Source organism: Arthrobacter sp. P4_F10 (assembly GCF_056401435.1).
Genome location: NZ_JBFUJJ010000001.1, coordinates 62,170 through 88,474, shown reverse-complemented (window position 1 = coordinate 88,474; position 26,305 = coordinate 62,170). Strand labels below are relative to the sequence as shown.

Genomic DNA, 26,305 nt, shown 5'->3' with positions numbered 1-26,305 from the left:
AGACCATGCCAGTCGTACTGGAAAACCTGGGCAAGCGCTTCGGCGACGGCGCCCCGGTACTGGACGACGTCAACGCCACCATCGAGCAGGGCGAGTTCGTCGCCCTGCTCGGTGCCTCCGGCTGCGGCAAGTCCACCCTGCTCAACATCATGGCGGGACTGGAGGCCCCGACGTCGGGCGCCCTCGAAGTGCCCAGCGACGGCGCCGCCTTCATGTTCCAGGACGCGGCACTGTTTCCCTGGCTGACCGCGCGGGAGAACATCGAGCTGGCCCTGAAGCTGCGCGGTGTCGGGAAAGCCGACCGCAGGGTCCGGGCGGGGGAGCTGCTGGACCTTGTGCACCTGGGCGGGGCGGGGGACAAACGGCCCCACGAACTTTCCGGCGGCATGCGCCAGCGCGTGTCCCTGGCCCGGTCGCTGGCCCAGGACCGGCAGCTGCTCCTCATGGACGAGCCGTTCGCGGCCCTGGACGCGATTACGCGGGACCTCCTCCATGACGAGCTCGAACGCATCTGGAAGGAAACCGGCCGGACCATCGTCTTCGTCACGCACAACGTCCGCGAGGCCGTCCGGCTTGGCCAGCGTGTGCTGCTGCTTTCCTCCCGGCCCGGCCGCGTGGTGCGCGAATGGCACGTCAGCGAAGAACACCGCACCGACGCCGGACTGGCCGGCCAGCTCACCGGCGAAATCACCGCCCGGCTACGCGAGGAGATCCGCCGCCATGCCAAGTAACCAACTTCCCGTAGCGGAAGCCCCGACCGAGACCCGCAAGGTCCACGCCGCCCTGACCCGTTCCTCCAGCGGCAAGGAAGATCTGCGCGAGCTCGAGGCGGGCCTCGATTCCCTGCAGTCCGACTCCATCCGCAAGGCCCGCATCGACTGGAGCCGGATCCTGCTGCCGGTGGCTGCGCTCGCAGTGCTGGTCATCCTCTGGCAGTTGTACGTGTCGCTGGGCTTCAAGCGGCGCGACATCGTGCCCGGCCCGCTGGATGTCATCGGCCAGATCGGCACCCTGTGGGGCGAGGGCAAGCTGCAGGAGGCCGTCTGGACCTCGCTGCAGCGCGGCGTCGTGGGCTTCCTGATCAGCGTGGTCATCGCGACCCCAGTGGGGCTCCTGCTCGCCCAGGTGGCACCGCTGCGCCGCGCGTTCGGGCCACTGATCTCCGGGCTGCAGGTCCTGCCGTCGGTTGCCTGGGTGCCGGCAGCCATCCTCTGGTTCGGCCTCACCGACGCCACGGTGTATTTCGTTGTCTTCATGGGTGCCATTCCCTCGATCATCAACGGCCTGATCTCCGGTGTGGACCAGATTCCGCCGCAGTACCGCAGCGTCGGAAAGGTCCTGGGTGCGTCCCGGCTCCAGCTGGCCCTGCAGATCATCCTGCCGGCGGCCCTGCCCGGGTACCTCGGCGGCCTCAAGCAGGGCTGGGCGTTCTCCTGGCGCTCGCTGATGGCAGCGGAAATCATCGCCGTGGGCGGCACCATCGGCTTTGGCCTGGGCTCCATGCTGGACCAGGGCCGCGTCCTGTCCGACATGACCATCGTCATGTCCGCCATCCTGCTGATCCTCGCGGTGGGCATCCTGATCGAACTGCTTGTGTTCGCCCCGATCGAAAAGCGGCTGCTCCGGCGCCGGGGACTGCTCGCCGGCAGCACCCGCTAACCACCCCTCCACCCGCCTCCGCACCACCACCCTCCGCAGCAACGCGGGGGTCACTTACCGCCGATATTCCTCGGGTCTATCGGTGGTAAGTGACCCCCGCGTTGCTTTTGCGTTGGCTCCTTGCCCGGGCTCAGGCGCGGGCCTACACTCACGCCTATAGGCCGGGTTGCGGCCCATTCCAAGACTGTTCTTACGACTGATTCCAAGGAGGTCGCTGTGGCAGCAAAATTTGGCGTGCTGGCCCTGGTCGAAGCCAAAGCCGGGAAGGAACAGGATGTCTGGGACTTCCTGAACGGGGGCCGCGAGATCGTGCTCAACGAGCCCGGAACGCGTACCTGGTACGCCTTCCGGGTCAATGAGAACACCTTCGGCATTTTCGACACCTTCGATACCGAGGAGGACCGGCAGGCCCACCTGGGCGGTGCCATCCCCGCCGCCCTCGGCGAACACGGTCCCGCCATGCTCGCCAAGGATCCGGACATCAAGCTGATCGAACTCATCGCCGTGAAATAGGGGCGCCGCCGGCCGCCGCAGATCAGGAGCGGCGATTGCCACAATGTGACGCGGCATTACCTTGCGTGAACTGGTGTTTCCGTACCGTTGTTCCGCTCTGTGACGCCGCCCTATCGTCGATGCATGGCAATTCAGGACATTTACCCCACGGCGCTGCGCCTCCTCGGCCGCCCCGTGCTGGTGGTCGGCGCCGGACCGGTGGCCGCCCGGCGCACCAAGGGGCTGCTCGACGCCGGAGCCCGCGTCACCGTCGTGGCACCGGTCGCCTGCCCGGCCCTGGCTGAACTTGCCACCGCCGGCCTCCTGAACTGGGAGCCCCGCCCGTACCGCCCGGCCGACGTCGACGGCGTCTGGTTCGTCCAGACCGCCACCGGCGACGCCGCCGTGGACGCGCAGGTCTCGGCCGACGCCGAGGCGCAGCGCATCTGGTGCGTCAACGCCTCCGACCACGAAGCTTCCGCCGCCTGGACGCCCGCCGTCGCCGTGGTGGACGACGTCAAGATCGCCGTCAACGCCGGCGGAGACCCGCGCCGCGCCATGGCCCTGCGCGACGCCGTCGCCACCGCCCTGGACACCGGGGACCTGCCGCTGCGCCGGCACCGTGTGTCCGGCACAGGTGCAACCGCCGGATCAGTGGCCCTCGTGGGCGGCGGTCCCGGCGACACCGGACTCATCACCGTCCGCGGCCGCCGGCTCCTGGGCCAGGCCGACGTCGTGGTGGCGGACCGGCTCGGCCCGCGTGAACTCCTGGCCGAACTGGCCCCCGATGTCCGCGTGATCGAGGTCGGCAAGACCCCCGGCCACCATCCGGTGCCGCAGTCTGAGATCAACCGGATCCTGGTCGACGAAGCCGTGCAGGGCCACCGTGTGGTCCGGCTCAAGGGCGGCGACCCATACGTCCTGGGCCGCGGCGGAGAGGAAGCCGAATTCTGCCGGCAGCACGGCGTCGAGGTGGAAGTGGTTCCCGGCGTCACCTCGGCCATTTCCGTCCCGGCCGCAGCTGGCATCCCGGTCACACACCGCGGGCTCGCCAAAGGCTTCAGCGTGGTCACTGGCCACGAGGAACTCTCCGAAGTCCCGGCCCGGRCCGACCACACTGTGATCCTGCTCATGGGCGTGGGCCAGCTGCGCGATTCCGCAGCCTCCCTGGCCCGCGCCGGTTTGCCTCAGGGGACGCCTGTTGGCATCGTAGAGAATGGATACCTGCCGAACCAGCGGGTGACCATCGGAACTCTCGGGACCATCGCGGACCAGGCGGAGGCCGCCGGCGTCGCGAACCCCGCCGTGATCGTGATCGGCGACGTGGTCCGCGTCAGCCCGTTCGCGCCGTCGCACTTCAAGACCGCGGACTACAGCACCACCTCCCCGAATGCTCCCCGCACCACCAAGACCCGCGTACTGACCCCCTAACACCCGTCGATTGCTCCACAACTGCCGTTATCAAGCCTCAAAAGGGCAGTTGTGGAGCAACGGATGCAGAAGAAAAAGGAACACAGCCGTGTCAACGAACACCCCTGTAGGAACCGCCGCCCGACCGCTGCGCGTTGCCGTCGTCGGCTCCGGTCCCGCCGGCGTCTACGCCGCGGACATCCTGACCAAGAGCGAGGCCGTCAAGAGCGGCGAGCTCACCGTCAGCATCGACCTCTTCGACCGCTACCCGGCACCCTACGGCTTGATCCGCTACGGCGTGGCCCCCGACCACCCCCGCATCAAGGGCATCGTCAACGCCCTGCACAAGGTCCTGGACCGCGGCGACATCCGTTTCTTCGGCAACGTGGACTACGGCACGGACCTCTCCATCGAAGACCTCCGCACCCACTACGACGCCGTCATCTTCGCCACCGGCGCCATCAAGGACGCGGACCTCAACATCCCCGGCATCGAGCTCGAGGGTTCCTACGGCGGCGCCGACTTCGTGTCCTGGTACGACGGCCACCCCGACGTGTCCCGCGAATGGCCGCTGGAGGCCAAGGAAATCGCCGTGATCGGCAACGGCAACGTGGCCMTGGACGTGGCCCGCATGCTCTCCAAGCACGCCGACGACCTCCTGGTCTCCGAAATCCCGGACAACGTCTACGCCGGGCTGAAGTCCTCGCCCGTCACGGATGTGCACGTGTTCGGCCGCCGCGGCCCGGCCCAGGTCAAGTTCACGCCCCTGGAGCTGCGCGAACTCTCCCACTCCAAGGACGTCGACATCATCCTCTACGCCGAGGACTTCGAGTTCGACGCCGAGTCGGACCGGCAGATCCAGAGCAACAACCAGACCAAAACCATGGTGGGCACGCTCACCAACTGGATCGCCGAACAGCCCGAGGACCTCTCCGAGCTCACCGCGTCCCGCCGGCTGCACCTACACTTCCTGCACAGCCCGGTGGAGGTCTACGACGGCGCCGAGGCTCCCGGCCGCGTCGCCGGGATCAAGTTCGAGCGCACCGAACTGGACGGCACCGGCAACGCCCGGGGCACCGGCGAGTTTGTCGACTACCCGGTCCAGGCCGTGTACCGCGCCATCGGCTACTTCGGTTCCGCCCTCCCGGAGGTCGAGTTCGACCACAGCAAGGGCGTTGTCCCGAACGACGGCGGCCGCGTCCTGGACGCCGCCGGCACCCACGTCCCGGGGATCTACGCGACCGGCTGGATCAAGCGCGGACCGGTGGGACTGATCGGCCACACCAAGGGTGACGCCCTCGAAACGGTGACCTACCTGCTCGAGGACCGCGAAAACCTGCCCCTGGCCGCCACACCCGCCCCCGAGGCGATCGTGGAACTGCTGGCGGGCCGCGGCGTCGAGTACACCAGCTGGGAAGGCTGGCTGGCCCTGGACGAGCACGAGCGCGCCCTGGGCGAGAAGGCCACCGCAGCCGGCGAGTCGCACGGCGTCGCCGTCCAGCGCGAGCGCATCAAGGTGGTGCCCCGCGAGGACATGGTGGAGATCTCCCGCGGCGCCGCCGTCGAGGTCTAGCCTCAACGCAGGCCAACGCAGAACAACGCGGGGTCACTTCCCGCCCATCCCCGCCGGCGGGATCATGGGCGCGAGGCGGCCCCGCGTTGTTTGCTTTGCGTGGCAACCCGGGCGGTAGTCAGTAAGCTTACCGTCATGGATGAGCACGATTCGCGCGGGGCCGGCCAATGCGGGGCCGGCCAATGAGGCTCCGTCACAGCAACGCATCCGGCCGCGGATACCGCCGGGTCCCCGCGGGGACCGGGTTCAGCTACAAGGACCTGGACGGGTCCACCCTGCCGCCCGGTCCCGTGCGGGAGCGGCTGGAGGGCATCGGGATCCCGCCGGCCTGGACGGACGTCTGGATTGCCCCGTACGACAACGGGCACATCCAGGCCACGGGGGTCGACGCGGTGGGCCGGCGGCAGTACATCTACCATCCGAGCTGGCGGGAGCGGAAGGACCGGCTGAAGTTCGACCGTTCGCTCCAGCTGGCCGAGACACTGCCGGCCGCCCGCCGCCTGGTGACCATGGATCTGCGCTCCGAAGGGCTGACCCGGGAACGGGTGCTGGCGGCCGCCTTTCGGATGCTCGACAGCGGATCGCTGCGGGTCGGCTCCGAGCGCTACACCAACGAAAACGGCAGCCACGGGCTCGCCACCCTGCTCTGCGCCCACGTCAAGGTGCGCAAGGACGAGCTCCGTCTCAGTTTCCCAGCCAAGAGCGGCAAGACCTGGGAGTCGCGGATCGACGACGCCGACCTCGCCGCCGTCGTCCGCCAGCTCAAGCGGCGCGGCGGCAAGGCCCGGCTGCTGGCGTACAAGGACGGCCGCAGGTGGCATCCGGTGTCCAGCGCGGACATCAACGAGTACGTCAAGGAGCGCACGGGGGAGGACTTCACCGCCAAGGACTTCCGCACCCTGCGGGGGACGGCGGCGGCAGCCGTCAGTCTGGCGCAGAGCGGCCCGCAGGCGAAAGTCTCGTCCCGGAAGAGTGCGGTGAGCCGCGCCATGCAGGACGCGGCCTCGGTCCTGGGCAACACGCCGTCGATCGCCCGGAAAAGCTATGTGGATCCAAGGCTGCTGGACCACTTCGCGGCGGGGGAGACGATCGACCCGAAGCGGCCCGCTTCCGCCGAGTCCGAGATCCGCGCCTTGCTGTACCAGGAAGGCGATGTGGTTCCGCTGCAAAAGGCCGCAGGCTAGAACGCCGGTCCGGCGTGCTGCCCGCCGCCCGCTCTGCTGCTTCCGGCGGCGCCGCTACATCCGGCCGAAGCGCGCCCGGACCAGGGCGAACACGCCGTAGGCGATGAACCCTGCCCCGATCGCCAGAAGCAAGTACGGGCCGAAGGGGTGGTCCCTGAGTGCCTTAAGGCTGCCGTCCAGGCCGGTGGAGGAACTGGGGTTGTTGGTCGCCGCGGCGACGACGAACAACAGCCCGGTCAGGAGCAGTGCCAGCCCTTTCGCGACATGGCCGGTGACTCCGAGCACGCTGATCAGCTTGCCGCGGTGGGACCCTTCGAAGTGGTGCAGTTCCTCCTTGAACTTCCTCCCGAAGCCCTTGACGATGAAGTACACGCCGATCCCGATGATGGTCAGTCCGAGGCCGACCATGGCCGGAACCCCGAACGGGGACTGGACCAGGGCAGTGCTGAAGTCCCGCGTTGAGTCGCCCGAATCGCCGCGCTGGCCGAGCGCGAAGCCCGCGAAACTCAACCCGACGCTCCCGTACGCTATGGCGAGGAAGCCGGAGGAAAGGAGTTTGCCCAGCCGTTCCTTGCGCGGCAGGTGGCGGCCCCGGAGGGTCGCTTCGCTCAGCTGCCAGAGCGAGAGGCCCCCGCAGGCGATGCAGGCCGCCCACATCACGGCCGGACCCCAGGGGTTGGCGGCGAGTTGTTCGATGGCGCCGGTGGGTTCGGCCTGGCCGGGCGCGCCCAGGACCAGGGCGATGGCAATGGCGCCGATCACGATATGCAGCAGGGCCATTACGGCGAATCCCGAACGTGCGACGGCGTCGAGCCAGCTGCTGTTCGACGCCGCCTCGACGGCGTCGGCGGCGCCGCCGACGGCGGCTTGGATCCCGGAATCTTCTTTGGCCATGCCCTCAGCGGTTGCAGATGCCGTCAGGCAGGAACAGCCGCAGCCTGGTGCCTGGCCAGTTCCTTCGGGCGCCTGGCCCGCAGGATCAGCTTGAACAGTTCGCCAAGGAGCAGCAGCACCACGGCCGGCACCAGACAAATCAGCCACTGCGCACCGGTCAGCGGGACGGTGCCGAACAGGTCCTGCAGCACGCGGATCTGAGTGATCAGCATCGAGCCGATCACTGCCCAAGCGAATGCCCAGAGCAGCTTCGGGTTGGAGACGGTGGACGGCCCGAAGGCGCTTTCCTCGGGGAAACGCAGGTTGAGGGCGACGGTGATGTTCATCAGCCCCAGGCCAACCAGGGCCATGCTCTGGCCCACCTCGAGTGAGCCGTAGCTGGTCTTGCCAATCTGCACGATGATCAGCGTCGCGGCCGCCATGAACAGCCCGACGACGAACAGGCGCACCATCATCGACCGGACGATGATCGGCTGGTTGAACGGCCGGGGCTTGCGATCCATGATGCCCGGCGTCGCGAGGTCCAGGCCCATCACGGCCCCAATGGGGGCGACGATAGCCATGTGGATCCACAGCACCTGCGCCGGGCTAAGCAGCGCAGTTCCGGCGATCGCGAACGCCGACGAGCCGATGAAGGCCAGGATGAACATGAACAGGTTGGCGACCTGGATGCGGATGAACTTCTGCAGGTTGTCATACACGAGCCTGCCCTGCTCGACCGCGCTCACGATCGTGGCGAAGTTGTCGTCGGCCAGGATCATCTTCGCCGCTCCCTTGGCGACGTCCGTGCCCGTGATGCCCATCGCGATCCCGATGTCGGCCGCGGCAATGGCTGGTGCGTCGTTCACGCCGTCGCCGGTCATCGCGACAATGTTGCCCTTGCGCTTGAGCACCTCGACCAGCCTGACCTTGTGCTCGGGCGCCACCCGGGCGATCACGCCGATCCCGTCCACCTCGCTGTCGGCTTCCGCGTCGCTCATCGCAGCGAACTCGGCACCGGTCACCGCGCGGCCCCTGATGCCCAGTTCGTCGGCGATCGCCGCCGCGGTGACGGCATGGTCGCCGGTGATCATCCGGACCCGGATGCCGGCGTGCTTGGCTGTGGCAATGGCGGCCACTGCCTCGGCCCGCGGCGGGTCGACCTCGCCAATCAGTGCCGAAATCTCCAGGTCTTGCATGAGCGCCATAAGGTCGCCCGTCGGATCGAACGTCGCGGGGTCGAACTCGCGCTGGGCCAGGGCGAGCACCCGCCTGCCCTGGCCCGCGATGCGGTCGTTCTCGGCGAGCACTTTCGCGCGCATCTCTTCCGTGAGGGGTTCGGCGCGGCCGCCCGGCATCCGGCCGAAGGATGACCTGTCGAGGAGGACGTCGGGAGCCCCCTTCACGTAGGCACGGATCACGAAACGGCCGTGGGCACCGGGCATCAGGTGGAACGTGGCCATAAACTTGTAGTCGGAGTCGAAGGGTACCGACGCCACGCGCGGGTTATTTCGGCGGAACTCCCGGACGTCCACGCCGCCCTTCTGCGCGAGCACGAACAGTGCAGCCTCCGTGGGGTCTCCCACGACCTCGCCGTCCTGGATGTCGGAGTCGTTGCACAAGGCGCAAGAGAACATGACATAGTCCAGGTCCCGCTCGGCGTCGCCGGTGGTCCGTTTGACCTGGCCGTCGAAGCTGTAGCCCTCACCGCTCACGGTGTAATGATGCTGGACGGTGGTGATCTCGCGCACAGTCATCTGGTTCAGGGTCAGGGTGCCCGTCTTGTCCGAGTTGATCGCCGACGTGGATCCCAGTGTCTCGACCGCGGGCAGGACCTTCATGATGGCATTCTTCTTGGCCATGTTGACCGAGCCGACGGACAGGATCGTGGTGACGACGGCTGGCAGCGCATCAGGGATCGAGCCGACCGCCAACGCCACACCGATCCCGAAGAGCACCGCGAAGGATTCGCCCTGGGCCAGGCCCATCACCACGATCGCGACGAAGGCGAAAAGTGCCGCGACGATAATGAAAATGGTGAGCCGGTCCACCTGTTTGGTGAGCGGGGTTTTCTCCGTCTTTTGGCCGGCCAGCATGTGGGCGATGTGGCCGACCTCAGAGCCCATGCCCGTGGTGGTGACAAGGATCTCGCCGTGGCCCCGGGTCACGTTGGTGTTCATGAACGCCATGTTCAGGCGGTCTCCGATGCCGACGTCGTGCCGTCTGATGGCCGGGGTGTCCTTCTCGACCGCGACGCTTTCCCCGGTCAGGGCGCCCTCCTCGATCTGCAGGGTCGCGGCCAGGATCACCCGCCCGTCGGCCGGGACCCGGTCGCCGGCGTCGACCACCACGATGTCCCCGGGCACGATCTGGTCGGCGGGCAGCTCCACGATGTCGCCGTCGCGGCGCACCTTGGCCATCGACTTCATCATTTGCCCCAAGGAAGCGGCGGCCGCCTCGGCCTTTCCTTCCTGGTGATAGCCCAACCAAGCGTTGAACAGCGTCAGCAAGGCGAGGCCGACGGCGGTCCCGTACTCCTCGATCACCAGGCTGACCAGGGCCGCGACCACGAGCACAATCTGCATGTAGTCCTTGTAGTGCTTGAAAAACCGCTTCCACACAGGCTCCGGTTTCGCTGCCGCCAGGGCGTTTAGGCCGTGCTCCTGCAGCCGCTGCTCCGCCTCGGCCGTGCTCAACCCGAGGGACGGATCAACGCCCAGCCGGCCCGCGGCCTCGCCCGGTGAGAGCGCGTACCACGTCGCGTCCGCGTCGGTCGCAGCCAACTCTGCTGCTGCTCCGGGATTGTCGGTCATGACTTTCTCCTCATCGCCGGGACGCTACTCAGAATGGTGTCGGGATTTGCCGGACAGCCAGCGTGGGTTCACGGTAGTCGCCGGCCTTCTGACGCTTGGGGAGTTCGACGTCGAGCCCGGCGTACGGCTCGTAAGGAACCTGGCTGAGCAGGTGGCTGATGATGTTGAGCCGGCCGCGCTTCTTGACGTCGTTGTTCGCGACGTACCAAGGTGCCCATGCGGTGTCGGTCGCCTCGAACATGGCGTCCCTGGCCCGGGAGTAGTCGTACCAGCGGCTGTAGGACTTCAGATCCATGGGCGACAACTTCCACGTCTTGCGCGGATCGTCCATACGGCTCTCAAGCCGCCGGGTCTGCTCGTCTTCGCTGACCTCGAGCCAGTACTTGATCAGGATGATTCCGGAGTCGACCATCGCCTTCTCCACCATCGGAGTCATGTTCAGGAACCGCTCGGTCTGCTCGGGGGTGCAGAAGCCCATCACGGGCTCGACGCCGGCACGGTTGTACCAGCTGCGGTCGAAGATGACCACCTCGCCGGCCGCCGGGAAGTGCGACATGTAGCGCTGGAGGTACATCTGGGATTTCTCCCGCTCCGTCGGTGTGGGGAGCGCCACCACCCGGAAGACCCGGGGGCTCACGCGTTCGACGATGCGCTTGATCGTGCCGCCCTTGCCGGCCGTGTCGCGGCCCTCGAAGACGATGCAGACCTTGGCTCCGGTGGACTTTACCCACTCCTGCATGGCGACCAACTCGCCTTGCAGGACAGCCATCTCCGCTTCGTACTTCTTGCGGCGCATTTTCTTGCCGGCTTGCTCGTCCTGTCCGTCGGCGTTCTTGGTCTTTTTCTTCTTCTTGCCCACCATCGACCTCCTCGCGGCGTACTTGCTGAGGTAAATCAAAGCAGCGGCACTACAAGATTCGATGCGACCGGCACTTAGTCCCGGGGGATGGGGCGGAAGTGCAGACAGCCTTGTCGCGGGCACCCTCGCGCAGCGTGCTACCAACTCTTAGTGTTGACCGAGGTCGGAACGCGGTCTACGGCACTAAGACCCTATTGGGGTGCCCGCGGAACCGTGCGCCACAGTCGAGCCGGCCCCTGCTGCTGGGCGCAGGGGCCGGCCGTCTGGACTCGGCGTTGGCGCCGATGATGACGGGGATCCGCCTGGCCGCGAGCCTGGCCGCGAAGCCGGTGCGCGAGTGGCGGCCGCCACTGAGACAGAGCATCTTCCGGTCACCTTGGGAAAACCCTTAGGAGGCTACTCCTGGAGCCATTCGGCGCAGGAGTTCAGGTTCCGGGTGACGCTCTCGACGGCGGCAGCCTCGTCGCGGGCGGCAATCGCGGCCACGAGTTCGTCGTGGCCCTCGAGCGGCAGGCCGTTGAAGCCTCCCCGCCGCTGCTGGCGGAGCAGATCATTGTGGAAAACACTGCCGAAGCTGACATACAGCTCATGCAGCAGCGGGTTGGCGGACGCCTGCGCCACGCGTACATGGAAATCCCAGTCGGCGCGGGCCCACGAGGGATAGTCCGCGGCCAGCCAGGCGACACGGCGGGCGGTGAGCAGGCCGCGCAGGGCAGTGACGTCCTCGGCCGTCGCGTGACGGGCGGCAAGCCGGGCCGCCTGGGTGTCCAGCCCGACCCGGACCTCGAGGATGTGCTCCTGGGAGTGGTCTTCGTACATCCGCTGTGTGGCGCCTGCGATCTCGCTCGTGGCGCGGACGTACGTGCCGTCCCCGCGGCGGACCTCGAGCATTCCGCTGTGGGCGAGCGCCTTGATGGCCTCGCGCAGGGTTCCGCGGGAGACCCCGAACGCGGCCATCAACTCAGGTTCGGCCGGAATGCGCTGCTGCAGCGGCCACTCGCCCGAGTGGATCAGGGCCCGCAGCTTGGCAGTGATTTCCTCCGCCAGCGGCGTCCGGTGCGAGGCAGTGAGTGTCATCGCCGTGTCCCTTCCGGGGAGTGCGCAGTTCCTTCTGGAGTGTGAGAAGCGGCCCGCAGTTCCTTGGCCCGCTGTTCTTTGGCCCGCAGTTCCTTCGGCCCCGCCGACAGGAGATGGCCTACCGCGATCTGGCCGAGGGCCACTGCCAGCAGGAGGGCCAAGGGCAGCGTCCAGGAGTTGGTGGCGCTGTGCAGCAGGCCCATGCCGAACGGCCCGAGGGTCGCCAGCAGATACCCGGCGGACTGGGCCACGGTGGACAGCGCGGTGGTCTCGGCCGTGGTGCGGCCGCTGCGGCTGATCATCACCATGACCAGGGGGAAGATGCCGAGGCCGAAGCCCAGTAGCACCGCGGTCAGTGGAGCCAATGCAGCCGGCAGGACCAGCATGGCCAGGACGCCGAGGGCCATGGTCACAGTGGCCAGGTAGAACGCTGTCCGAAGCATCCGGGGGCGTGAGCCGATGGCGACCAGCACCATGCCCGCGGGGACGGAGACGAGCTGCATGAGTCCGAACATGAGCCCGCTGTCGGAGGCCGTGAGGCCCATCGTGGCCAGCATGTAGGGGAACCAGCTGAGCACGGCATAGGCCAGCAGCGCCTGCACCGTAAAGCCGAGGGTGATCAGCGCGCCGGTGCGGGTACGCAGCAGGGGCCAAGGGGAAACACGGGCGGCCTTGCCGGCGGATGCGTTGCGGTGGGCGTGCACCGCGATCGGAATGAAGCCGAGGCAGGCGCCCAGGGCCAGGAAGCCGATGGAGCCGACGCCCGCCGAGGGTGAGCCAAGGGCCTGGGCCACGGGAACGATCAGCACGGCGGTGACGGTGGCGCCTGTGGTCATGGTCAAGGTGTAGACGGCGGTCATGAGAGATGTGCGGTCCGCGAAGTGCACCCTGATGAAGGAGGGCATGGCCACGTTGCAGATGGCCAGCCCGGACATCCCCGCCACGGTGCCGGCCAGCAGCATCCCGGTGGACGGAACTCCGCGCAGCAGCAGCCCCGCCGCCAGCATCACGAGGGAGAGCAGGATGGCTTTTTCCAGTCCCAGCTGCCGGGTAAGCCAGGACGTGGCAGCTCCGGCCACCGCGAAACACAGCGTGGGGATCGAGGGGATCAGGGCCGCGATCAGCGGGCCGTAGCCCAGGACGGCCTGCAGGTCGTGAAAGAGCGCGGCGGCGCCGGTGATCCCGGCGCGCAGATTGAGCCCAATGAGCACGAGCGCCACGACGCCGGCCACGATCACGCCGCGCGGGCGGACCGCGCCGGGTGGAGCTGTCTGGGAAAGTGCGGAAACCGCCGTGCTGCTAGCCATACCTAAAGGTTAGACGTTTGATGTTTGAGGTTCAGCCTTTAGTGGCGAATATCTCGGAAAGTGACAGCCCCAGCGCGATGTGACCCCGCCTGCCCGGGGTGTGGCGCGGACGGTGGTCAGCGCGGGTGCCGGGCGCTGAGCCGCTGCACCGAGAGCGCGAGCCAGAGCTGCACCCGGTCCGCTGTCTGCGCGGGGTCGTAGCCGGTGAGTTCGGTGATCTGCGCCAGCCGGTAGCGGACCGTATTGCGGTGCAGGGTGAGTTCCTCGGCGACGGCCGCCACCGAGCCGTTGTTGCCGAGGTAGCTTTCCAGTGTGGCCAGGAGTTCGGCGCCGTGCGCCGCGTCGAAGGCCCGCAGCGGGTTCAATGATTCGTTGGCCATGTCCGCCAGCGGAACGTCCTCGCTGGCCAGCAGCAGCGAGGTCAGGCTCAGCCGCTCGGGCTCGTTGACCGGCAGGCCGTGGCTGGCCGCGTCGCGTGCCTCGAAATAGCTCCAGCGCAGGCCGTTGGGCTTGGTGTAGGCCCCGCCAATGCCGATCGTGGCGTGGATCCCGGCCTCGGCCAGGTGGTCGCTGAGGCTGCGGGCGAGGGCGCTGGCGCCGCTGCCGTCGTCGGGCATCACCACCACGAGGTCCTTCCCGACGACGGCGCTGACCGCCGCCTCGAGCGGCTGGGGCAGGGAAGAACTCCCCAGCTGTTTCTGGTGGGCGGCCGATTCGGCGAGCAGGACCACGTTCTTGCGGGTGCTGTTGATGCCGACCCCGGCCAGGCGCCGGGTGGCTTCGCTGGCCTCCAGCGTCCCGTGGATGACGTCGTCCAGGACCTGGCCGGCCAGCGCCCGCTGGGCCTGCCGCTGCTTGACCATGTTGTTGAGCTCAACGCTGATCAGGTTTTGGGCGTAGCCCACGATGCCCGAGTCCTCGAACGGCTGCTTCACCCACAGGGTGCAGGCGTCGCGGCGGCCTGTGGGGATGGGGTAGGACGCCCAGCCCTCGGCCTTGGGCGCGGGATGGCCGGGCACGCTGTTGTACAGCTGGGCGGTGAACTGGGTCAGGACGATCTCGGTGCGCAGCATCGAGCCCAGGTGTTTCAGGAGTTCGGCGAGGCCGCCGCCGGTCAGCAGGGCGCGGGCCAGGATCTGGTGCCCTGCGATGAGCCGCTCGAGCTTGACCAGGTGGTCCGCGGACTGGGCGTCGGCCACGAGCTTTCCGATCGCGATGAAAGGCGTTTCGTAGGGCACCTCCACCACCGGCAGCCCCCACCGGTTGGCCTCGGCGATCAGGGCAGGCGGCACGGCGTCGTGCGTCAGGCCCACCCCGAACCCGATGCCCACCGCTCCTGCCCGCTGGACCTGACGCACGAACCGGCGCTGCTCCGCGGCGCTCTTGAGCCGCATCCCCGTCGTCAGGATCAGTTCGCCGCCGTTGAGGAAGCGCTGCGGGTCCTCCTGTTCGGTGACGGCCACCCAGTGAATGTCCTGCTGCCAGGTGGTTTCGGCGAGGCCGGCCTTGGTGAGATTCAGGGACGGAACTCCCAGCAGGGCGGCGAGTGAAATGGCCATGGATTCAGGATAGCCGGGTGCTGGTCAAGCGCACTAAAGTGTGCCGAGCATGGTGTGCAGGTGCCTATTCCCTGGCTTGCCCCGCTGGCATAGGCTCGTGACCAGTCACACATCCGTCATTGGCAGTAAGAAAGAGGTTGTACACCGTGGTTCAAACCTTGCAGAACTTCATCAACGGCGAGTTCGTCACCCCCGCCGGCACAGGGTTGCTGCCCATCGTGAACCCCACCAACGGCGACGTGGTGGCGCAGGCGCCGATCTCGGTGCAGGCCGACGTCGACGCCGCCATGACGGCAGCCAACAACGCCTTCAAGAGCTGGAAGCACGCCACGCCCGGGCAGCGGCAGCTCATGTTGCTCAAGCTCGCGGATGCCGTCGAGGCCAACAGCGACGAGCTCGTGGAGGCCCAGCACCGCAACACCGGCCAGGTCCGCTCCCTGATCGCCTCCGAGGAAGTGGCCGCGGGCGCCGACCAGCTGCGCTTCTTCGCCGGCGCGGCCCGCATCATGGAAGGCAAGTCCGCCGGCGAGTACTTCGAAGGCCACACCTCCTACGTGCGGCGGGAACCGATCGGCGTCGTGGCCCAGGTGGCCCCGTGGAACTACCCGTTCCTCATGGCCATCTGGAAGATCGGGCCCGCCCTGGCCGCCGGCAACACCGTGGTCCTCAAGCCCTCGGACACCACCCCGGAATCCACCCTGGTGCTGGCCCGGCTCGCCGGTGAAATCTTCCCGGCCGGCGTCCTGAACGTTGTCCTGGGTACCGGCGAGACCGGCGCCATGATGGTGGAGCACAAGGTCCCGGGCCTGGTCTCCATCACCGGGTCCGTCCGCGCCGGCATCGCCGTCGCCTCGGGCGCCGCCAGGGGACTCAAGCGCGCCCACCTGGAACTCGGCGGCAAGGCCCCGGCCATTGTGTTCGCCGACGCCGACATCAAGAAGAGCGCCGCGGCGATCGCCGAGTTCGCCTTCTTCAACGCCGGCCAGGACTGCACCGCGATCACCCGGGTCCTGGTCCAGGATTCGGTGCACGACGACGTCGTCGCCGCCATGGTGGAGCACACCAAGACCCTGCACACGGGTTCGCAGAACGACGAGGACAACTACTTCGGCCCGCTGAACAACGTCAACCACTTCAACGCTGTCACGTCCGTTGTCGAGCACCTGCCGGCGAACTGCAAGATCGAGACCGGCGGCCACCGCGCGGGCGAGAAGGGCTTCTTCTTCGAACCCACGATTGTCACCGGCGCCAAGCAGAGCGATGACATTGTCCAGAAGGAAACGTTCGGCCCGGTCATCACGGTGCAGAAGTTCAGCACCGAGGACGAGGCAGTGGAGCTGGCCAACGACGTCGACTACGCCCTGGCCTCCAGCGTCTGGACGACCAACCACGGCACCGCGATGCGCCTGAGCCGGGACCTCGACTTCGGCGCCGTCTGGATCAACACGCACATTCTCCTGACCGCCGAAATGCCGCACGGAGGCTTCAAGCAGTCCGGCTACGGCAAGGACCTGTCCATGTACGGCGTCGAGGACTACACCCGTATCAAGCACGTGATGAGTGCGCTCGACGCCTAACGCAGATGCATAACGCCGACGCATGACGCGGCTGCCTAACTGAACCTGACGCATAACTGGCGCGCCTCAACCGCACGCTTAGAAAGGCTTTCCCATGACCACCACCGCACATGACATCACCTACCGGCTCGAGCAGAAGCGCCGCGTCCAGGCCGACTTCCCGGGCCCCAAGTCCGTTGCCCTGACCGAGCGCCGCAAGGCGGTCGTCGCCGCCGGCGTCGCGTCCAGCGTCCCGGTCTTCGTGGCCGACGCCGACGGCGGCATCATCCACGACGTCGACGGCAACTCCTTCATCGACCTCGGCTCCGGCATCGCGGTGACAAGCGTCGGCGCCTCGGACCCCGCCGTCGTCGGGGCCGTGAAGGAAGCCGTGGAGCACTTCACCCACACCTGCTTCATGGTCACCCCGTACGAGGGCTATGTTGCCGTGGCCGAGCAGCTGAACCGCCTGACCCCGGGCGACCACGAAAAGCGCACAGTGCTGTTCAACTCCGGCGCCGAGGCTGTCGAAAACGCCGTCAAGGTGGCCCGCCTGGCCACCGGCCGGGACGCCGTCGTCGCGTTCGACCACGCCTACCACGGCCGCACCAACCTGACCATGGCGCTGACGGCCAAGGCCATGCCGTACAAGACCAACTTCGGCCCGTTCGCGCCCGAGGTCTACCGCATGCCGATGAGCTACCCGTTCCGCGAGGAAAACCCGGAGATCACCGGTGCCGAGGCCGCCAAGCGCGCCATCACCATGATCGAGAAGCAGATTGGCGGCGAGCAGGTGGCCGCGATCATCATCGAACCCATCCAGGGCGAGGGCGGCTTCATTGTCCCCGCCGACGGGTTCCTGCCCGCGCTGGCGGACTGGGCCAAGGACAAGGGCATCGTCTTCATCGCCGATGAGGTCCAGTCCGGCTTCTGCCGCACCGGCGAATGGTTCGCCGTGAACCACGAAGGTGTTGTCCCGGACATCATCACCATGGCCAAGGGCATCGCCGGTGGCATGCCGCTCTCCGCCATCACCGGCCGTGCCGACCTCCTCGACGCCGTCCACCCGGGCGGCCTCGGCGGTACCTACGGCGGCAACCCGGTGGCGTGCGCCGCCGCGCTGGCCTCGATCGGTTCGATGGAGCAGTACGACCTCAACGGCCGCGCCAAGCACATCGAAGAGATCGCCCTCGGCAAGCTGCGCGAACTGGCAACGCAGCAGCCCGTGATCGGTGACGTCCGCGGCCGCGGCGCCATGCTGGCCGTTGAACTCGTCCAGGCCGGTTCCAAGGAGCCGAACCCGGAGCTGACCAAGGCCGTCGCCGCAGCCTGCCTCAAGGAGGGTGTCATCATCCTCACCTGCGGCACCTACGGCAACGTCATCCGGCTGCTGCCGCCGCTGGTGATCAGCGACGAACTGCTGCTGGACGGCCTCGAGGTCCTGGCCGCGGCCATCAAGGCCAACGCCTAGCCCACCGACTAGCACACCGACTAGCCCACGGCCCAATAGGCTGCCGGGACGGCAATCCCTTCCCGGAAACCGGCCTTGCCCGAACAGCGGGGGACACAACGGAGGAGCCGCGGACACATCGTCCGCGGCTCCTCCGTTTTCTGTTGTGCCTGTTGTTCCTGTTGTTTCCGTCCGTCCCGCCGGCTACGTGGTTGCCGTCCCATTTTTTGGCTTTCTGGCTTTCTGGCTTTCTGCTTCTGCCGGCCCTACTTCCAGGCGGTCGCGTCCAGCTGGATTGCCACCACGTAGAGGTGCTGGCCCTGCTCGATCTTCTCCACCTCAGTGACGCGCACCTTGGTCTCCGGGATGGTGCTCATCGGACGGCCGACGCCGATCCCGTAGCTCAGCACGCCCTCGAAGTCCCCGGCCGGCGCGTAGCTGGTGAGCGCCTGGTACCCGATTGCCGGTGCGGGCGCGCTGGTCACGGTGCTGGCCGTGCCGTCCGCGGTGTGCGACTGGGCGCCGCGGAACGTCACTTCGAGGATGGTTCCCGTGCCGGGCATCGGGATGGGCAGCCCGCTGCCGTCATCGACGAGGTCGGGGACCACTTCGACGTCGTAGCTGGGGAAGCCGCCGGAGAACCGGAAGCTCAGCTGGTCATACGGCGGGACGTCGGAGGGGTGCTGGCCTGCGCCGATCGCGTACAGCGTTGGCAGCGGTGCCGCCGGCGGAGGTGCGATGGGCACCGGGTTCTCGTGGTCCGTGTGGAACGGGGTGGTCGGTCCCGGCACCGACCAGTCGTGGGTAACCGTGGAGGAGATCACTTTGTCGCCGGATTGCGGCGGTAACGTCTCGTCGGCGTCGCCGGTTGCTGACGGCGACGGGCTCGCCGTCGCGGTGGCGGACGGGGACTGCGACGGCGGCTGGCTGCTGGGGGAGGGCTGCGGCGCCGGTGGCGTGCAGGCGGTCAGGACCAGCAGGAGCGTCAAAGTTCCCAGTACCGCGGTCTGCGTCCCGGTCCTGCGGTTGCGAATGGCGTTCATGATGCGCTCCCCTCGACCATCCAAGCGTAGGGCCTGAAGATTGTGCTGCTCAGGGCCATAAGTCACCCCCTTTTGGAGGGTCCGCTGGACTAGAGTCGTTCCTATCCACTGCAGGAGCGCAGACCGGCCGACGTCGCCCGGAACCCCCGGGGCGCAGCTGGCGTCTGCCACAGACCCATAAGGGGTTCATACATGCGATACGTAGTCGGCTATACACCCACCGAACGCGGCGCGGATGCCGTTGCCCTGGCATCGGCCATGGCCCGGGCGCAGGGGGCGCAACTCGACCTGGTCTATGTGGTGGACCGGCACACGCCCCATGTGGCGACGAATCCGGAAGGAGACCGGGTCAGCGCCGCGGAGCAGCAGGTCCTCTCCGCGGAACGCCAGGGAATGGAACTGGTCCCTGAGGGGCTGGAGGCGCATTTCCATGTCCGCCAGGCGGAATCGTTCGCAGCTGGCCTGATCGATGCCGCACTCGAGTACAGGGCGGGGCTGATTGTGGTTGGTGCCGCCAGCCATGGCCTGTTTAAGCGGCATACCGTGGGCAACGTGGCCAACGCCCTGCTGCACGCCGCCCCGGTTCCGGTGGCACTGGCGCCGCACGGCTACCGCCGGACCGAAGCCATCACGCGTTTGACCCTCGCCGTGGGCCAGCGCGTCGGAGCGGAGGCGGCGATCGACGTCGCGATCGAATCCGCCGAGCGCCGCGGGGTGCCGCTTCGGCTGGTCTCCCTCGTGGAACTGGACGTCGAGGGGGACGGCGGGGAAAACGTCAACGCTGCCCACATCCACGCCAACACCGTCCTGGCCGCCGCCGCGCACCGTCTGCCGGAGGGCCACCATGTGAGTGTGGAGGTCGCCCACGGCCGCACGATCGAGGAAGCAATCGACGACCTGGAATGGGACGACGGGGAGGTCATGATCGTAGGGTCATCCCGCCTGGCGGAGAAGTACAAGCTGTTCATCGGCAGCACGGCCTTCAAGGTGCTGCGGGCGCTCCCCGTGCCGATGGTCGTGGTTCCGCGCGACTACCAGCAGGTGGATACCTTCCCGGCGGTCTGATTCTCGGAGGCCTGGGGCCGCGGGGCCAGGACCGCCCAGTATGCGGGAATGCTGCTGGGCGGTCCGCCAGCCTCCATCGGCACTGTCATCAGGACGGTGGAACCCTGCGCGATGAGGGTCCAGCGGTCCGCGGGGAACACGCGCGAGCGTTGCCCGGCGCCGAAGTGGCCCGGTTTCGGCAGGGCAGAAATGGCCTGGCGGAGCGGTCCCGGGATCTTCTCGCCCGTGGCGCCCAGGCCGCGCAGGTAGCTGAGTGCGCCGCCCGGGACGTTTGTCTCGACCAGGTAAATCCGTCCCCGAGTGCCAAGGAGGGCTCCGATGGAGCCCGCGAGGCGTGCCTGCCGCCGCCGGCTGAGGACGTGGAAAACGCCGCGGACAAAGACGTTGGCGTCGCCGAATTCCCGCGCCAGCCCGGCTGCCGCAGCCGGCTCGGTGGCATCCAGGCTCCGGAAACTGAGACCCGGTACGTGCGGCTGGGCGCACTGCGCGGCTGCCACGGCCTCGGGTGAGACGTCGACGCCCAGGACCGAGGGGAAGATTTCGGTCAGCCGGCGTGTGATGGCGCCGCTCCCGCAGCCGAGATCGATCACGGGAAGGCCGGTGTCCATCGCGCCCGCCATGGCCTGCAGGTGGTGCCGGATCTCTTCGTTCCCGGCGCCGGGGGCGGCATCCCAGATGATCGGTTCGGTGAAGGAGCCCTGGGACACTCCGCGCCAGAAGGCATCCCAGCGCCGGTCCGGGCGGCTGGGACGGTGCAGTGACAGCGCCGCGACCCTGGCAGCCAGCCGGAACGTGTCCGCCGCCCTATGCATGCCCGCCGTGCTTTTTCCTGTTTTGCGTGTTCCTGTCTTGCGCGTGCCCGCGGGAACGGGTCCGCTCACGCGACGGCGCCGTCTCTGTGTGCGAGCAGATCCGTCATGTCCGGCACCGGCAGCGGACGGCTGAAAAAGTACCCTTGACCGAATTCGCAGTTCAGCTGCCGCAGCTTGTTCGCTTGCTCCCTGTCCTCGATGCCCTCGGCAACGGCGCCCAGTCCGGCCGAATGGATCAGTTGCAGGATGGCCGCGACGAATGCCTCCTGCTGCCGGTCTGTGGTCAGTCCGTCGAGCAGGGACTTGTCGATCTTTGCCTGCGCGGCCGGGAGGGTGCGCAGGTAGCTGATGGAAGAATAGCCCGTGCCGAAGTCGTCGATCTCGATCCGGACGCCGAGATCATTGAGCGACTTCATGGTGGCTGCGACTTCCGGGCCGCCGCGCATGATCGCAGTTTCGGTGATCTCGATTGAGACATGGCTGGGGTCCACGTCGTGGCGGGCCAGCAGGCTTTCCACGTAGGGCGCCAGATCAACGTGGTGCAGGTCCGCAGGGGAGAGATTGATGTGCGTGCTGAAGTCCGCCGGGAGGCCCGGATCGGACTTCCAGCGGCCGGTCTGCGCGATCGCGTTCCGGAGCACCCAGTGGCCGATTTCCACGGTGAGCCCGGCCTCGTCGGCGGCGTCAAGGAAGGTATCCGGCGCCAGCAGGCCCAAGGCGGGGTGGCGCCAGCGGATCAGGGCCTCGGTGCCGGCAATGGCTCCAGTGCGGAGGTCCATGATGGGCTGGTATTCCAGCTCGAGCTGGTCCATTGCCAGTGCCGTCCTCAGCTCTGCCACCTGGTGGACCCGCTGCTTGGCGGCCTCGTGCATGGCGGCGGAAAACACCAGGAGGGTGTCCCGGCCGCGTTTCTTGGCCTCATGCATGGCGATGTCGGCATCGCGGATGAGTTCCTCGCTGCGCAGGCCAGGTTCCCCCAGCCGGACACCGGTTCCGGCCGTGAGGGCGACAGCGACACCGCCGGCGACGATTCTGTCCTTCAGCGATTCGCCGAGCCGGGCCGCGATCTGCAGCACGTCCTCCGTGTCCTGGTCCGCGACGAGTACGGCGAACTCGTCACCGCTCAGACGTGCGATCAGGTGGCCGGCACCGGCCGCCGCGCGAAGCCGCAGGGCCGCCTCGCGCAGGACGGCGTCCCCCGCGGCATGGCCGAGGCTGTCGTTGATGAGCCGGAAGGAATCGAGGTCCAGCAGAATGAGGGCCGGCTGGTGTCCCGCGCCGGCGCCGGCAACGGCTTCGGCCACTTTTTCCTGCAGCAGCGAGCGGCTGGCCAGGCCGGTCAGCTCATCGGTGTTGATGACGCGCCGGAGTTCGGCTTTGGCCGCCTCCAGGAGCGCGGTCCGCTCGGCGACCCGGACTTCCAGGTCCTCGTACATGCTTTGGAGCTCTTCGGCCAGCAGGTTGATGYCGGTCGTGACGGCGTCAATGCCGTCCCTTGCCGGTGAGACCGGCAGGCGGTTCGACAAATCGCCCGAGGACAGTACGACGATGCCGTCCACGAGTTCCTCGAGGCGGCGGTCATCTTCACTCCCCGTCATGGCCCCGTGCGGTCAGCCAGCGGACCGCCTCATCGCTGTTGGTGAAAAAGCGTGTCGGAACCGGCGCCGAATTGACGCCCAGGAAGAAGTTGGCGAGAACCCGGTCCACGGCGGACGAACCGAGGAGCGCGATTGCCGAGGCGTCGCAGCGCTTGGCGAACACGGCCCGGGCGGCCCGGGTGACGGACTCCGTGGTGGCCATGTCGATCAACAGCGGCGTGGGCCGGCCGCCGCACAATTCATTGACGCGATCCATGGCCAGCTGGGCGTTGGGGGCATCAATCACGACGCCCCGGGCCCACTCGAGGCGCAAGATGCCGCTGCTGTCGAAGTCCAGAGACGAGATGTCGCGCCCGCCCGGAGTTTCACGATCCTCTTCTGGCACCAGCAATCCTCAATTTCGCCCCAACGTGTGCATTCATACTGACACTAATGCACAGCGGCCGTGGTGCGCAGGCAGCAGCCCTCAGGTCAGTAACGCAGGGCAGGAGCGCTAGGCGGCGGCGCGGGCCAGTTTCCGGGTCACGGAGTTCTTCCGGGCAGTGTGCAGCATGTCCACGGTCAGCACCAGCAGCGCCAGCCAGACGACACCGAAACCGATCCAGCGGTCCGGTGTCATGGCTTCCTTGAACACGACGAGCGCCACGATGAACTGCAGGACCGGTGCGAAGTACTGCAGCAGGCCGATCGTGGTCATCGGCAGCCGGCGGGCGGAGGCGCCGAAGAACAGCAGCGGCACGGCGGTGATGACGCCGGACGCCACGAGCAGCCAAAAATGCCCCGCACCGTTGGTGGCCAGACTTGCCGCCCCGCTGACCGCCAGGAAGATCATTGTGGCCGCAGCCAGTGGTGCCAGCACGATCGTCTCCACGGTGAGGCTCGTGATCGCGTCCGCCCGCGGGCCAACACGTTTCTTGACGAATCCGTACAGGCCGAAGCTCAGCGCCAGCGTCAGCGCGATCCAGGGGAGCTTGCCGTAGGAGACCGTCAGAACCCCGACAGCAATGAAACCGATGCCGACGGCGGCCCACTGCAGCGGCCGCAACTTCTCCTTCAGGACAAAGACCCCCAGCAATACAGAGACGAGCGGGTTGATGAAGTAGCCCAGGGAGGCTTCGACGGCCTGGCCGGTGGTTACACCGTAGGTATACGTCAGCCAGTTCACCGCGATCAGTCCGGCCGCGATCGAAAGGGGCCCGATCACCGTGCGGTTGCGGAACGCGGATCCGAGCACCCGCCACGAGCGGGTGATGGTAATCAGCAGGACGCAGAAAAGCAGCGACCAGACCACCCGGTTGGCCACGATCTCGACGGCGCCGGCCGGATGCAGGACGTAGAAGTACAGCGGCAGCAGCCCCCAGAGCCCGTAGGCGCCGATCCCGAACAGGATTCCCGCCGTCGTGTCCTTGTCTACCGGTGCCGGTCCAGCCGGCCGGGCCGGCGCCGGCCCGGCTGCAGCGGCTGAGGCGCTCGACGCTGTCAGTGGGGCGGGGGAGAAGGATCCTTCAGGCTTAGGCACAAGATCAATAACACCACCTGCGCGGCGCCTATTCCTGCCAATCGGAGCAGGAGCGAGCCGGCGACATTTAGAATAGGGGCCTGTGCGCTGTATCTACTGGCGCTGTCCTAAGACTCAGAAGGGCTCCCGGTGTCCAACTCGGCCGAATCCACATCCACTCGTCCCCTCCGTGTCGCGATTGTTGGCGCCGGTCCGGCCGGCGTCTACGCCGCGGATATCCTGACGAAGTCCAATGAGGTCAAAGACGGCGACTTCCAGGTCAGCATCGATCTCTTCGAGGCATATCCGGCACCGTACGGCCTCATCCGGTACGGGGTGGCCCCTGACCATCCGCGGATCAAGGGGATCGTCAACGCCCTGCACAAGGTCCTGGACCGCGGCGACATCCGGTTCCTCGGTAACGTCACCTACGGCCGGGACCTGACGCTGCATGACTTCCGGGCCTTCTACGACGCCGTCATCTTCTCCACCGGAGCCATCAAGGACGCGGACCTGGACATTCCAGGGATCGGCCTGGAGGGGTCCTTCGGCGGGGCGGACTTCGTCTCCTGGTACGACGGCCACCCGGATGTGCCCCGGGACTGGCCGCTGGAGGCCAAGGAGATTGCGGTGATCGGCAACGGCAACGTGGCCCTCGATGTGGCCCGCATGCTGGTCAAGCACGCCGATGAACTCCTCGTCACCGAAATCCCGGACAACGTCTACCGGGCACTGAAGGATTCGCCGGTCACCGACGTCCATGTTTTTGGCCGCCGCGGCCCGGCCCAGGTGAAGTTCACGCCGCTGGAGCTGCGCGAACTCAGCCACGCCAAGGACGTGGACATCGTGCTGTATCCGGAGGACTTCGAGTTCGACGAGGCCTCGGACGAGGCCATCCGCAGCAACAACCAGATCCGGACCATGGTCAACACCCTGACGAACTGGCTCGTCGAGGAACATGCCGAGGCCGAGGAACCGTCCTCGCGCCGGCTGCACCTGCACTTCCTGCACAGCCCCGTCGAGATCCATGACGACGCCGCGAACCCCGGCCAGGTCGCCGGCATCAAGTTCGAACGCATGCAGCTGGACGGCACCGGGAACGTCAAGGGCACCGGGGAGTTCCTCGACTACCCCGTCCAGGCCGTCTACCGTGCGATCGGCTACCACGGTTCGCCGCTTGATGAGCTGGAATACGATGCCCGCCGCGGTGTCGTCCCGAACGAGGGCGGCCGCGTGCTCGACGCCGAGGGAAACGCCGTGCCCGGAATCTACGCCACGGGCTGGATCAAGCGCGGGCCCGTCGGGCTGATCGGCCACACCAAGGGCGACGCGCTGGAGACCATCGGCTTCCTGCTGGAGGACCGGCTGACGCTGCCCCCGGCGCAGAACCCGGACCCGCAGGCCATCATCGACCTGCTTCAGGAGCGCGGCATCGAGTACACCACGTGGGAAGGGTGGATCAAGCTTGACGCCCACGAGCTCGCCCTCGGCGCCGAATGGTCCGCGGCGCAGTCCGCCGACGGGATCGAACGGGAGCGCATCAAGGTAGTGCCCCGCGAGGGCATGATCGAGATTTCCCGCGGCTAGGGCAGGTCTTTGGGGGCAGCAGGTCCTTGAGGCAGCAGGGGGGCCAGCGTCCCGTCAGCCCCGGGCGAAAAAAGTGTCGGCTGCGCGGCTGCCTACGTGCCAGAATCCTCACATGACCAAGGAACGCAGTGAACTGAAGAGCACCGGATACGAGATCTTCATCGGTATCCTTTCGATCCTGTCGATCGTGAATCTCGGGCTCTTGTATGTAGTGCAGGACGCGTCGCTCGACACTGTGCTCACCGTGATGAACGGCATTTTCAGCGTGGTCTTCCTCGCCGATTTCCTCTACCGGATCGTCACCGCACCATCGGCCGGCGCCTATTTCTTCAAGCACTTCGGCTGGGCCGACCTGCTTGCCAGCGTGCCTGTCGCCCAATTCAAGATCCTGCGCACCTTCCGGCTGGTCCGGGTGTACCGCCTGCTCCGTGAGCTCGGCATCCGCACCGTCGGCCGCGCGCTGATCAAAGATCGGGCCGGCAGTTCCCTGTACGTACTGCTGCTCATGGGCATTTTCGTGCTGGAATTCGGCAGCCTCACGATACTCCGCGTCGAGCAGTACGCCCCGGGGGCCAACATCACGACCGCCTCGGACGCCATCTGGTACACGATCGTCACGATCTCGACAGTTGGATACGGTGACCAGTATCCGGTCACCGATCCGGGCCGTGTCATCGGGTCAGGCATCATTGTCCTCGGCGTCGGTATCTTCGGCACGTTCACCGGCTACCTGGCCAACTTCTTCCTCTCTCCCAAGAAACCCGCACCGTCCGTCGGAGCGGCCGGCACAGGTACCGTGGCGGTCGAGGCACTCCGCCTGCGCCTGGAAGAGTCCGAAGCCAAGCTCACCGAGATCAGAAAGCTGCTCGCCGAGCCAACTTCGTGAACGC

22 protein-coding genes are annotated in these 26,305 nt (G+C 67.3%); 11 read left to right on the top strand and 11 right to left on the bottom strand.

Features of this window, described 5'->3' with window-relative positions:
* The first annotated feature begins 5 nt into the window (after positions 1 to 5).
* From AC1DR1_RS00430 to AC1DR1_RS00405, 6 genes are all read left to right on the top strand, one after another.
* Positions 6 to 731 (top strand): ABC transporter ATP-binding protein, encoded by a 726-nt coding sequence (locus AC1DR1_RS00430; protein WP_364745312.1) that lies wholly within the window; start codon positions 6 to 8, stop codon positions 729 to 731.
* On the top strand, positions 721 to 1,659 hold the full coding sequence (locus AC1DR1_RS00425) for an ABC transporter permease (RefSeq protein ID WP_364745315.1): 939 nt from the start codon (positions 721 to 723) through the stop codon (positions 1,657 to 1,659). The genes AC1DR1_RS00430 and AC1DR1_RS00425 overlap by 11 nt, the downstream gene beginning before the upstream one ends.
* A 216-nt stretch (positions 1,660 to 1,875) precedes the next feature.
* Complete coding sequence (locus AC1DR1_RS00420; RefSeq protein ID WP_229992420.1) at positions 1,876 to 2,172, top strand: putative quinol monooxygenase; 297 nt, start codon at positions 1,876 to 1,878, stop codon at positions 2,170 to 2,172.
* Between the two features lie 123 nt (positions 2,173 to 2,295).
* Positions 2,296 to 3,582, top strand: coding sequence for a uroporphyrinogen-III C-methyltransferase (gene cobA / locus AC1DR1_RS00415; protein ID WP_476991986.1), 1,287 nt, complete (start codon positions 2,296 to 2,298; stop codon positions 3,580 to 3,582).
* An 88-nt stretch (positions 3,583 to 3,670) separates the two neighbouring features.
* A complete protein-coding gene (locus AC1DR1_RS00410; RefSeq protein WP_476991985.1) occupies positions 3,671 to 5,134 on the top strand; it encodes an FAD-dependent oxidoreductase in 1,464 nt (487 codons plus the stop codon).
* Between the two features lie 182 nt (positions 5,135 to 5,316).
* Positions 5,317 to 6,318 carry a DNA topoisomerase IB gene (locus AC1DR1_RS00405; RefSeq protein WP_476991984.1) on the top strand — a complete coding sequence of 334 codons (1,002 nt, stop codon included), beginning with the start codon at positions 5,317 to 5,319 and terminating at the stop codon, positions 6,316 to 6,318.
* 54 nt (positions 6,319 to 6,372) lie between these two features.
* Here the strand turns inward: AC1DR1_RS00405 and AC1DR1_RS00400 are convergent, their stop codons facing one another.
* The 6 genes from AC1DR1_RS00400 to AC1DR1_RS00375 all read right to left on the bottom strand — a co-directional run bounded on the left by AC1DR1_RS00400 (position 6,373) and on the right by AC1DR1_RS00375 (position 14,806).
* Complete coding sequence (locus tag AC1DR1_RS00400; protein ID WP_476991983.1) at positions 6,373 to 7,212, bottom strand: DUF1206 domain-containing protein; 840 nt, start codon at positions 7,210 to 7,212, stop codon at positions 6,373 to 6,375.
* Positions 7,213 to 7,235: 23 nt separating this feature from the next.
* On the bottom strand, positions 7,236 to 10,004 hold the full coding sequence (locus AC1DR1_RS00395; RefSeq protein ID WP_476991982.1) for a cation-translocating P-type ATPase: 2,769 nt from the start codon (positions 10,002 to 10,004) through the stop codon (positions 7,236 to 7,238).
* A 28-nt stretch (positions 10,005 to 10,032) separates the two neighbouring features.
* Positions 10,033 to 10,866: a polyphosphate kinase 2 gene (gene ppk2, locus AC1DR1_RS00390; RefSeq protein WP_364745336.1), complete on the bottom strand. Its 834-nt coding sequence runs from the start codon at positions 10,864 to 10,866 to the stop codon at positions 10,033 to 10,035.
* 393 nt (positions 10,867 to 11,259) lie between these two features.
* Positions 11,260 to 11,940, bottom strand: coding sequence for a FadR/GntR family transcriptional regulator (locus AC1DR1_RS00385; protein ID WP_229992427.1), 681 nt, complete (start codon positions 11,938 to 11,940; stop codon positions 11,260 to 11,262).
* Positions 11,937 to 13,247, bottom strand: a complete 1,311-nt coding sequence (locus tag AC1DR1_RS00380) for an MFS transporter (protein WP_476991981.1) — start codon at positions 13,245 to 13,247, stop codon at positions 11,937 to 11,939. Before AC1DR1_RS00380 ends, AC1DR1_RS00385 begins: the two co-directional genes overlap by 4 nt.
* A 116-nt stretch (positions 13,248 to 13,363) precedes the next feature.
* Positions 13,364 to 14,806, bottom strand: a complete 1,443-nt coding sequence (locus AC1DR1_RS00375; protein WP_476966194.1) for a PucR family transcriptional regulator — start codon at positions 14,804 to 14,806, stop codon at positions 13,364 to 13,366.
* 146 nt (positions 14,807 to 14,952) lie between these two features.
* Between AC1DR1_RS00375 and AC1DR1_RS00370 the strand changes: the two genes are divergently transcribed.
* Together AC1DR1_RS00370 and gabT are read left to right on the top strand one after the other, a co-directional pair.
* On the top strand, positions 14,953 to 16,383 hold the full coding sequence (locus tag AC1DR1_RS00370; RefSeq protein WP_229992430.1) for a gamma-aminobutyraldehyde dehydrogenase: 1,431 nt from the start codon (positions 14,953 to 14,955) through the stop codon (positions 16,381 to 16,383).
* Between the two features lie 94 nt (positions 16,384 to 16,477).
* Positions 16,478 to 17,833 carry a 4-aminobutyrate--2-oxoglutarate transaminase gene (gene gabT / locus AC1DR1_RS00365; protein ID WP_229992431.1) on the top strand — a complete coding sequence of 452 codons (1,356 nt, stop codon included), beginning with the start codon at positions 16,478 to 16,480 and terminating at the stop codon, positions 17,831 to 17,833.
* 245 nt (positions 17,834 to 18,078) lie between these two features.
* Here the strand turns inward: gabT and AC1DR1_RS00360 are convergent, their stop codons facing one another.
* Positions 18,079 to 18,855 (bottom strand): AMIN-like domain-containing (lipo)protein, encoded by a 777-nt coding sequence (locus tag AC1DR1_RS00360; RefSeq protein WP_229992432.1) that lies wholly within the window; start codon positions 18,853 to 18,855, stop codon positions 18,079 to 18,081.
* 192 nt (positions 18,856 to 19,047) lie between these two features.
* Here AC1DR1_RS00360 and AC1DR1_RS00355 point away from each other — a divergent pair, with 192 nt between their 5' ends.
* Positions 19,048 to 19,920 carry a universal stress protein gene (locus AC1DR1_RS00355; RefSeq protein WP_229992433.1) on the top strand — a complete coding sequence of 291 codons (873 nt, stop codon included), beginning with the start codon at positions 19,048 to 19,050 and terminating at the stop codon, positions 19,918 to 19,920.
* Here the strand turns inward: AC1DR1_RS00355 and AC1DR1_RS00350 are convergent.
* The 4 genes from AC1DR1_RS00350 to rarD form a co-directional block, all read right to left on the bottom strand.
* Positions 19,887 to 20,732: a class I SAM-dependent methyltransferase gene (locus tag AC1DR1_RS00350; RefSeq protein ID WP_476991980.1), complete on the bottom strand. Its 846-nt coding sequence runs from the start codon at positions 20,730 to 20,732 to the stop codon at positions 19,887 to 19,889. The genes AC1DR1_RS00355 and AC1DR1_RS00350 overlap by 34 nt on opposite strands.
* 65 nt (positions 20,733 to 20,797) lie before the next feature.
* On the bottom strand, positions 20,798 to 22,330 hold the full coding sequence (locus AC1DR1_RS00345) for a putative bifunctional diguanylate cyclase/phosphodiesterase (protein ID WP_476991979.1): 1,533 nt from the start codon (positions 22,328 to 22,330) through the stop codon (positions 20,798 to 20,800).
* Positions 22,317 to 22,721, bottom strand: coding sequence for a DUF7793 family protein (locus AC1DR1_RS00340; RefSeq protein ID WP_229992436.1), 405 nt, complete (start codon positions 22,719 to 22,721; stop codon positions 22,317 to 22,319). The genes AC1DR1_RS00345 and AC1DR1_RS00340 overlap by 14 nt, the downstream gene beginning before the upstream one ends.
* Before the next feature lie 102 nt (positions 22,722 to 22,823).
* The gene (gene rarD, locus AC1DR1_RS00335) at positions 22,824 to 23,849 is read right to left on the bottom strand and encodes an EamA family transporter RarD (RefSeq protein ID WP_364745358.1); all 1,026 of its coding nucleotides are present in this window, start codon (positions 23,847 to 23,849) and stop codon (positions 22,824 to 22,826) included.
* Between the two features lie 129 nt (positions 23,850 to 23,978).
* On the opposite strand from rarD, the gene AC1DR1_RS00330 reads away from it, so the two are divergent.
* Positions 23,979 to 25,415 carry an FAD-dependent oxidoreductase gene (locus AC1DR1_RS00330; protein ID WP_364745361.1) on the top strand — a complete coding sequence of 479 codons (1,437 nt, stop codon included), beginning with the start codon at positions 23,979 to 23,981 and terminating at the stop codon, positions 25,413 to 25,415.
* Between the two features lie 112 nt (positions 25,416 to 25,527).
* Positions 25,528 to 26,301 carry an ion transporter gene (locus AC1DR1_RS00325; RefSeq protein WP_476991978.1) on the top strand — a complete coding sequence of 258 codons (774 nt, stop codon included), beginning with the start codon at positions 25,528 to 25,530 and terminating at the stop codon, positions 26,299 to 26,301.
* The last annotated feature ends 4 nt before the right edge of the window (positions 26,302 to 26,305 follow it).

Excerpts from the sequence above, each read along its gene's own strand:
- AC1DR1_RS00325 (WP_476991978.1), top strand. The coding sequence starts at position 25,528 with ATGACCAAGGAACGCAGTGAACTGAAGAGCACCGGATACGAGATCTTC.
- AC1DR1_RS00425 (WP_364745315.1), top strand. The coding sequence starts at position 721 with ATGCCAAGTAACCAACTTCCCGTAGCGGAAGCCCCGACCGAGACCCGC.
- ppk2 (WP_364745336.1), bottom strand. The coding sequence starts at position 10,866 with ATGGTGGGCAAGAAGAAGAAAAAGACCAAGAACGCCGACGGACAGGAC.
- AC1DR1_RS00375 (WP_476966194.1), bottom strand. The coding sequence starts at position 14,806 with ATGGCCATTTCACTCGCCGCCCTGCTGGGAGTTCCGTCCCTGAATCTC.
- AC1DR1_RS00380 (WP_476991981.1), bottom strand. The coding sequence starts at position 13,247 with ATGGCTAGCAGCACGGCGGTTTCCGCACTTTCCCAGACAGCTCCACCC.
- AC1DR1_RS00400 (WP_476991983.1), bottom strand. The coding sequence starts at position 7,212 with ATGGCCAAAGAAGATTCCGGGATCCAAGCCGCCGTCGGCGGCGCCGCC.
- AC1DR1_RS00430 (WP_364745312.1), top strand. The coding sequence starts at position 6 with ATGCCAGTCGTACTGGAAAACCTGGGCAAGCGCTTCGGCGACGGCGCC.
- AC1DR1_RS00360 (WP_229992432.1), bottom strand. The coding sequence starts at position 18,855 with ATGAACGCCATTCGCAACCGCAGGACCGGGACGCAGACCGCGGTACTG.
- AC1DR1_RS00355 (WP_229992433.1), top strand. The coding sequence starts at position 19,048 with ATGCGATACGTAGTCGGCTATACACCCACCGAACGCGGCGCGGATGCC.
- AC1DR1_RS00385 (WP_229992427.1), bottom strand. The coding sequence starts at position 11,940 with ATGACACTCACTGCCTCGCACCGGACGCCGCTGGCGGAGGAAATCACT.
- AC1DR1_RS00395 (WP_476991982.1), bottom strand. The coding sequence starts at position 10,004 with ATGACCGACAATCCCGGAGCAGCAGCAGAGTTGGCTGCGACCGACGCG.
- gabT (WP_229992431.1), top strand. The coding sequence starts at position 16,478 with ATGACCACCACCGCACATGACATCACCTACCGGCTCGAGCAGAAGCGC.
- AC1DR1_RS00405 (WP_476991984.1), top strand. The coding sequence starts at position 5,317 with ATGAGGCTCCGTCACAGCAACGCATCCGGCCGCGGATACCGCCGGGTC.
- AC1DR1_RS00350 (WP_476991980.1), bottom strand. The coding sequence starts at position 20,732 with ATGCATAGGGCGGCGGACACGTTCCGGCTGGCTGCCAGGGTCGCGGCG.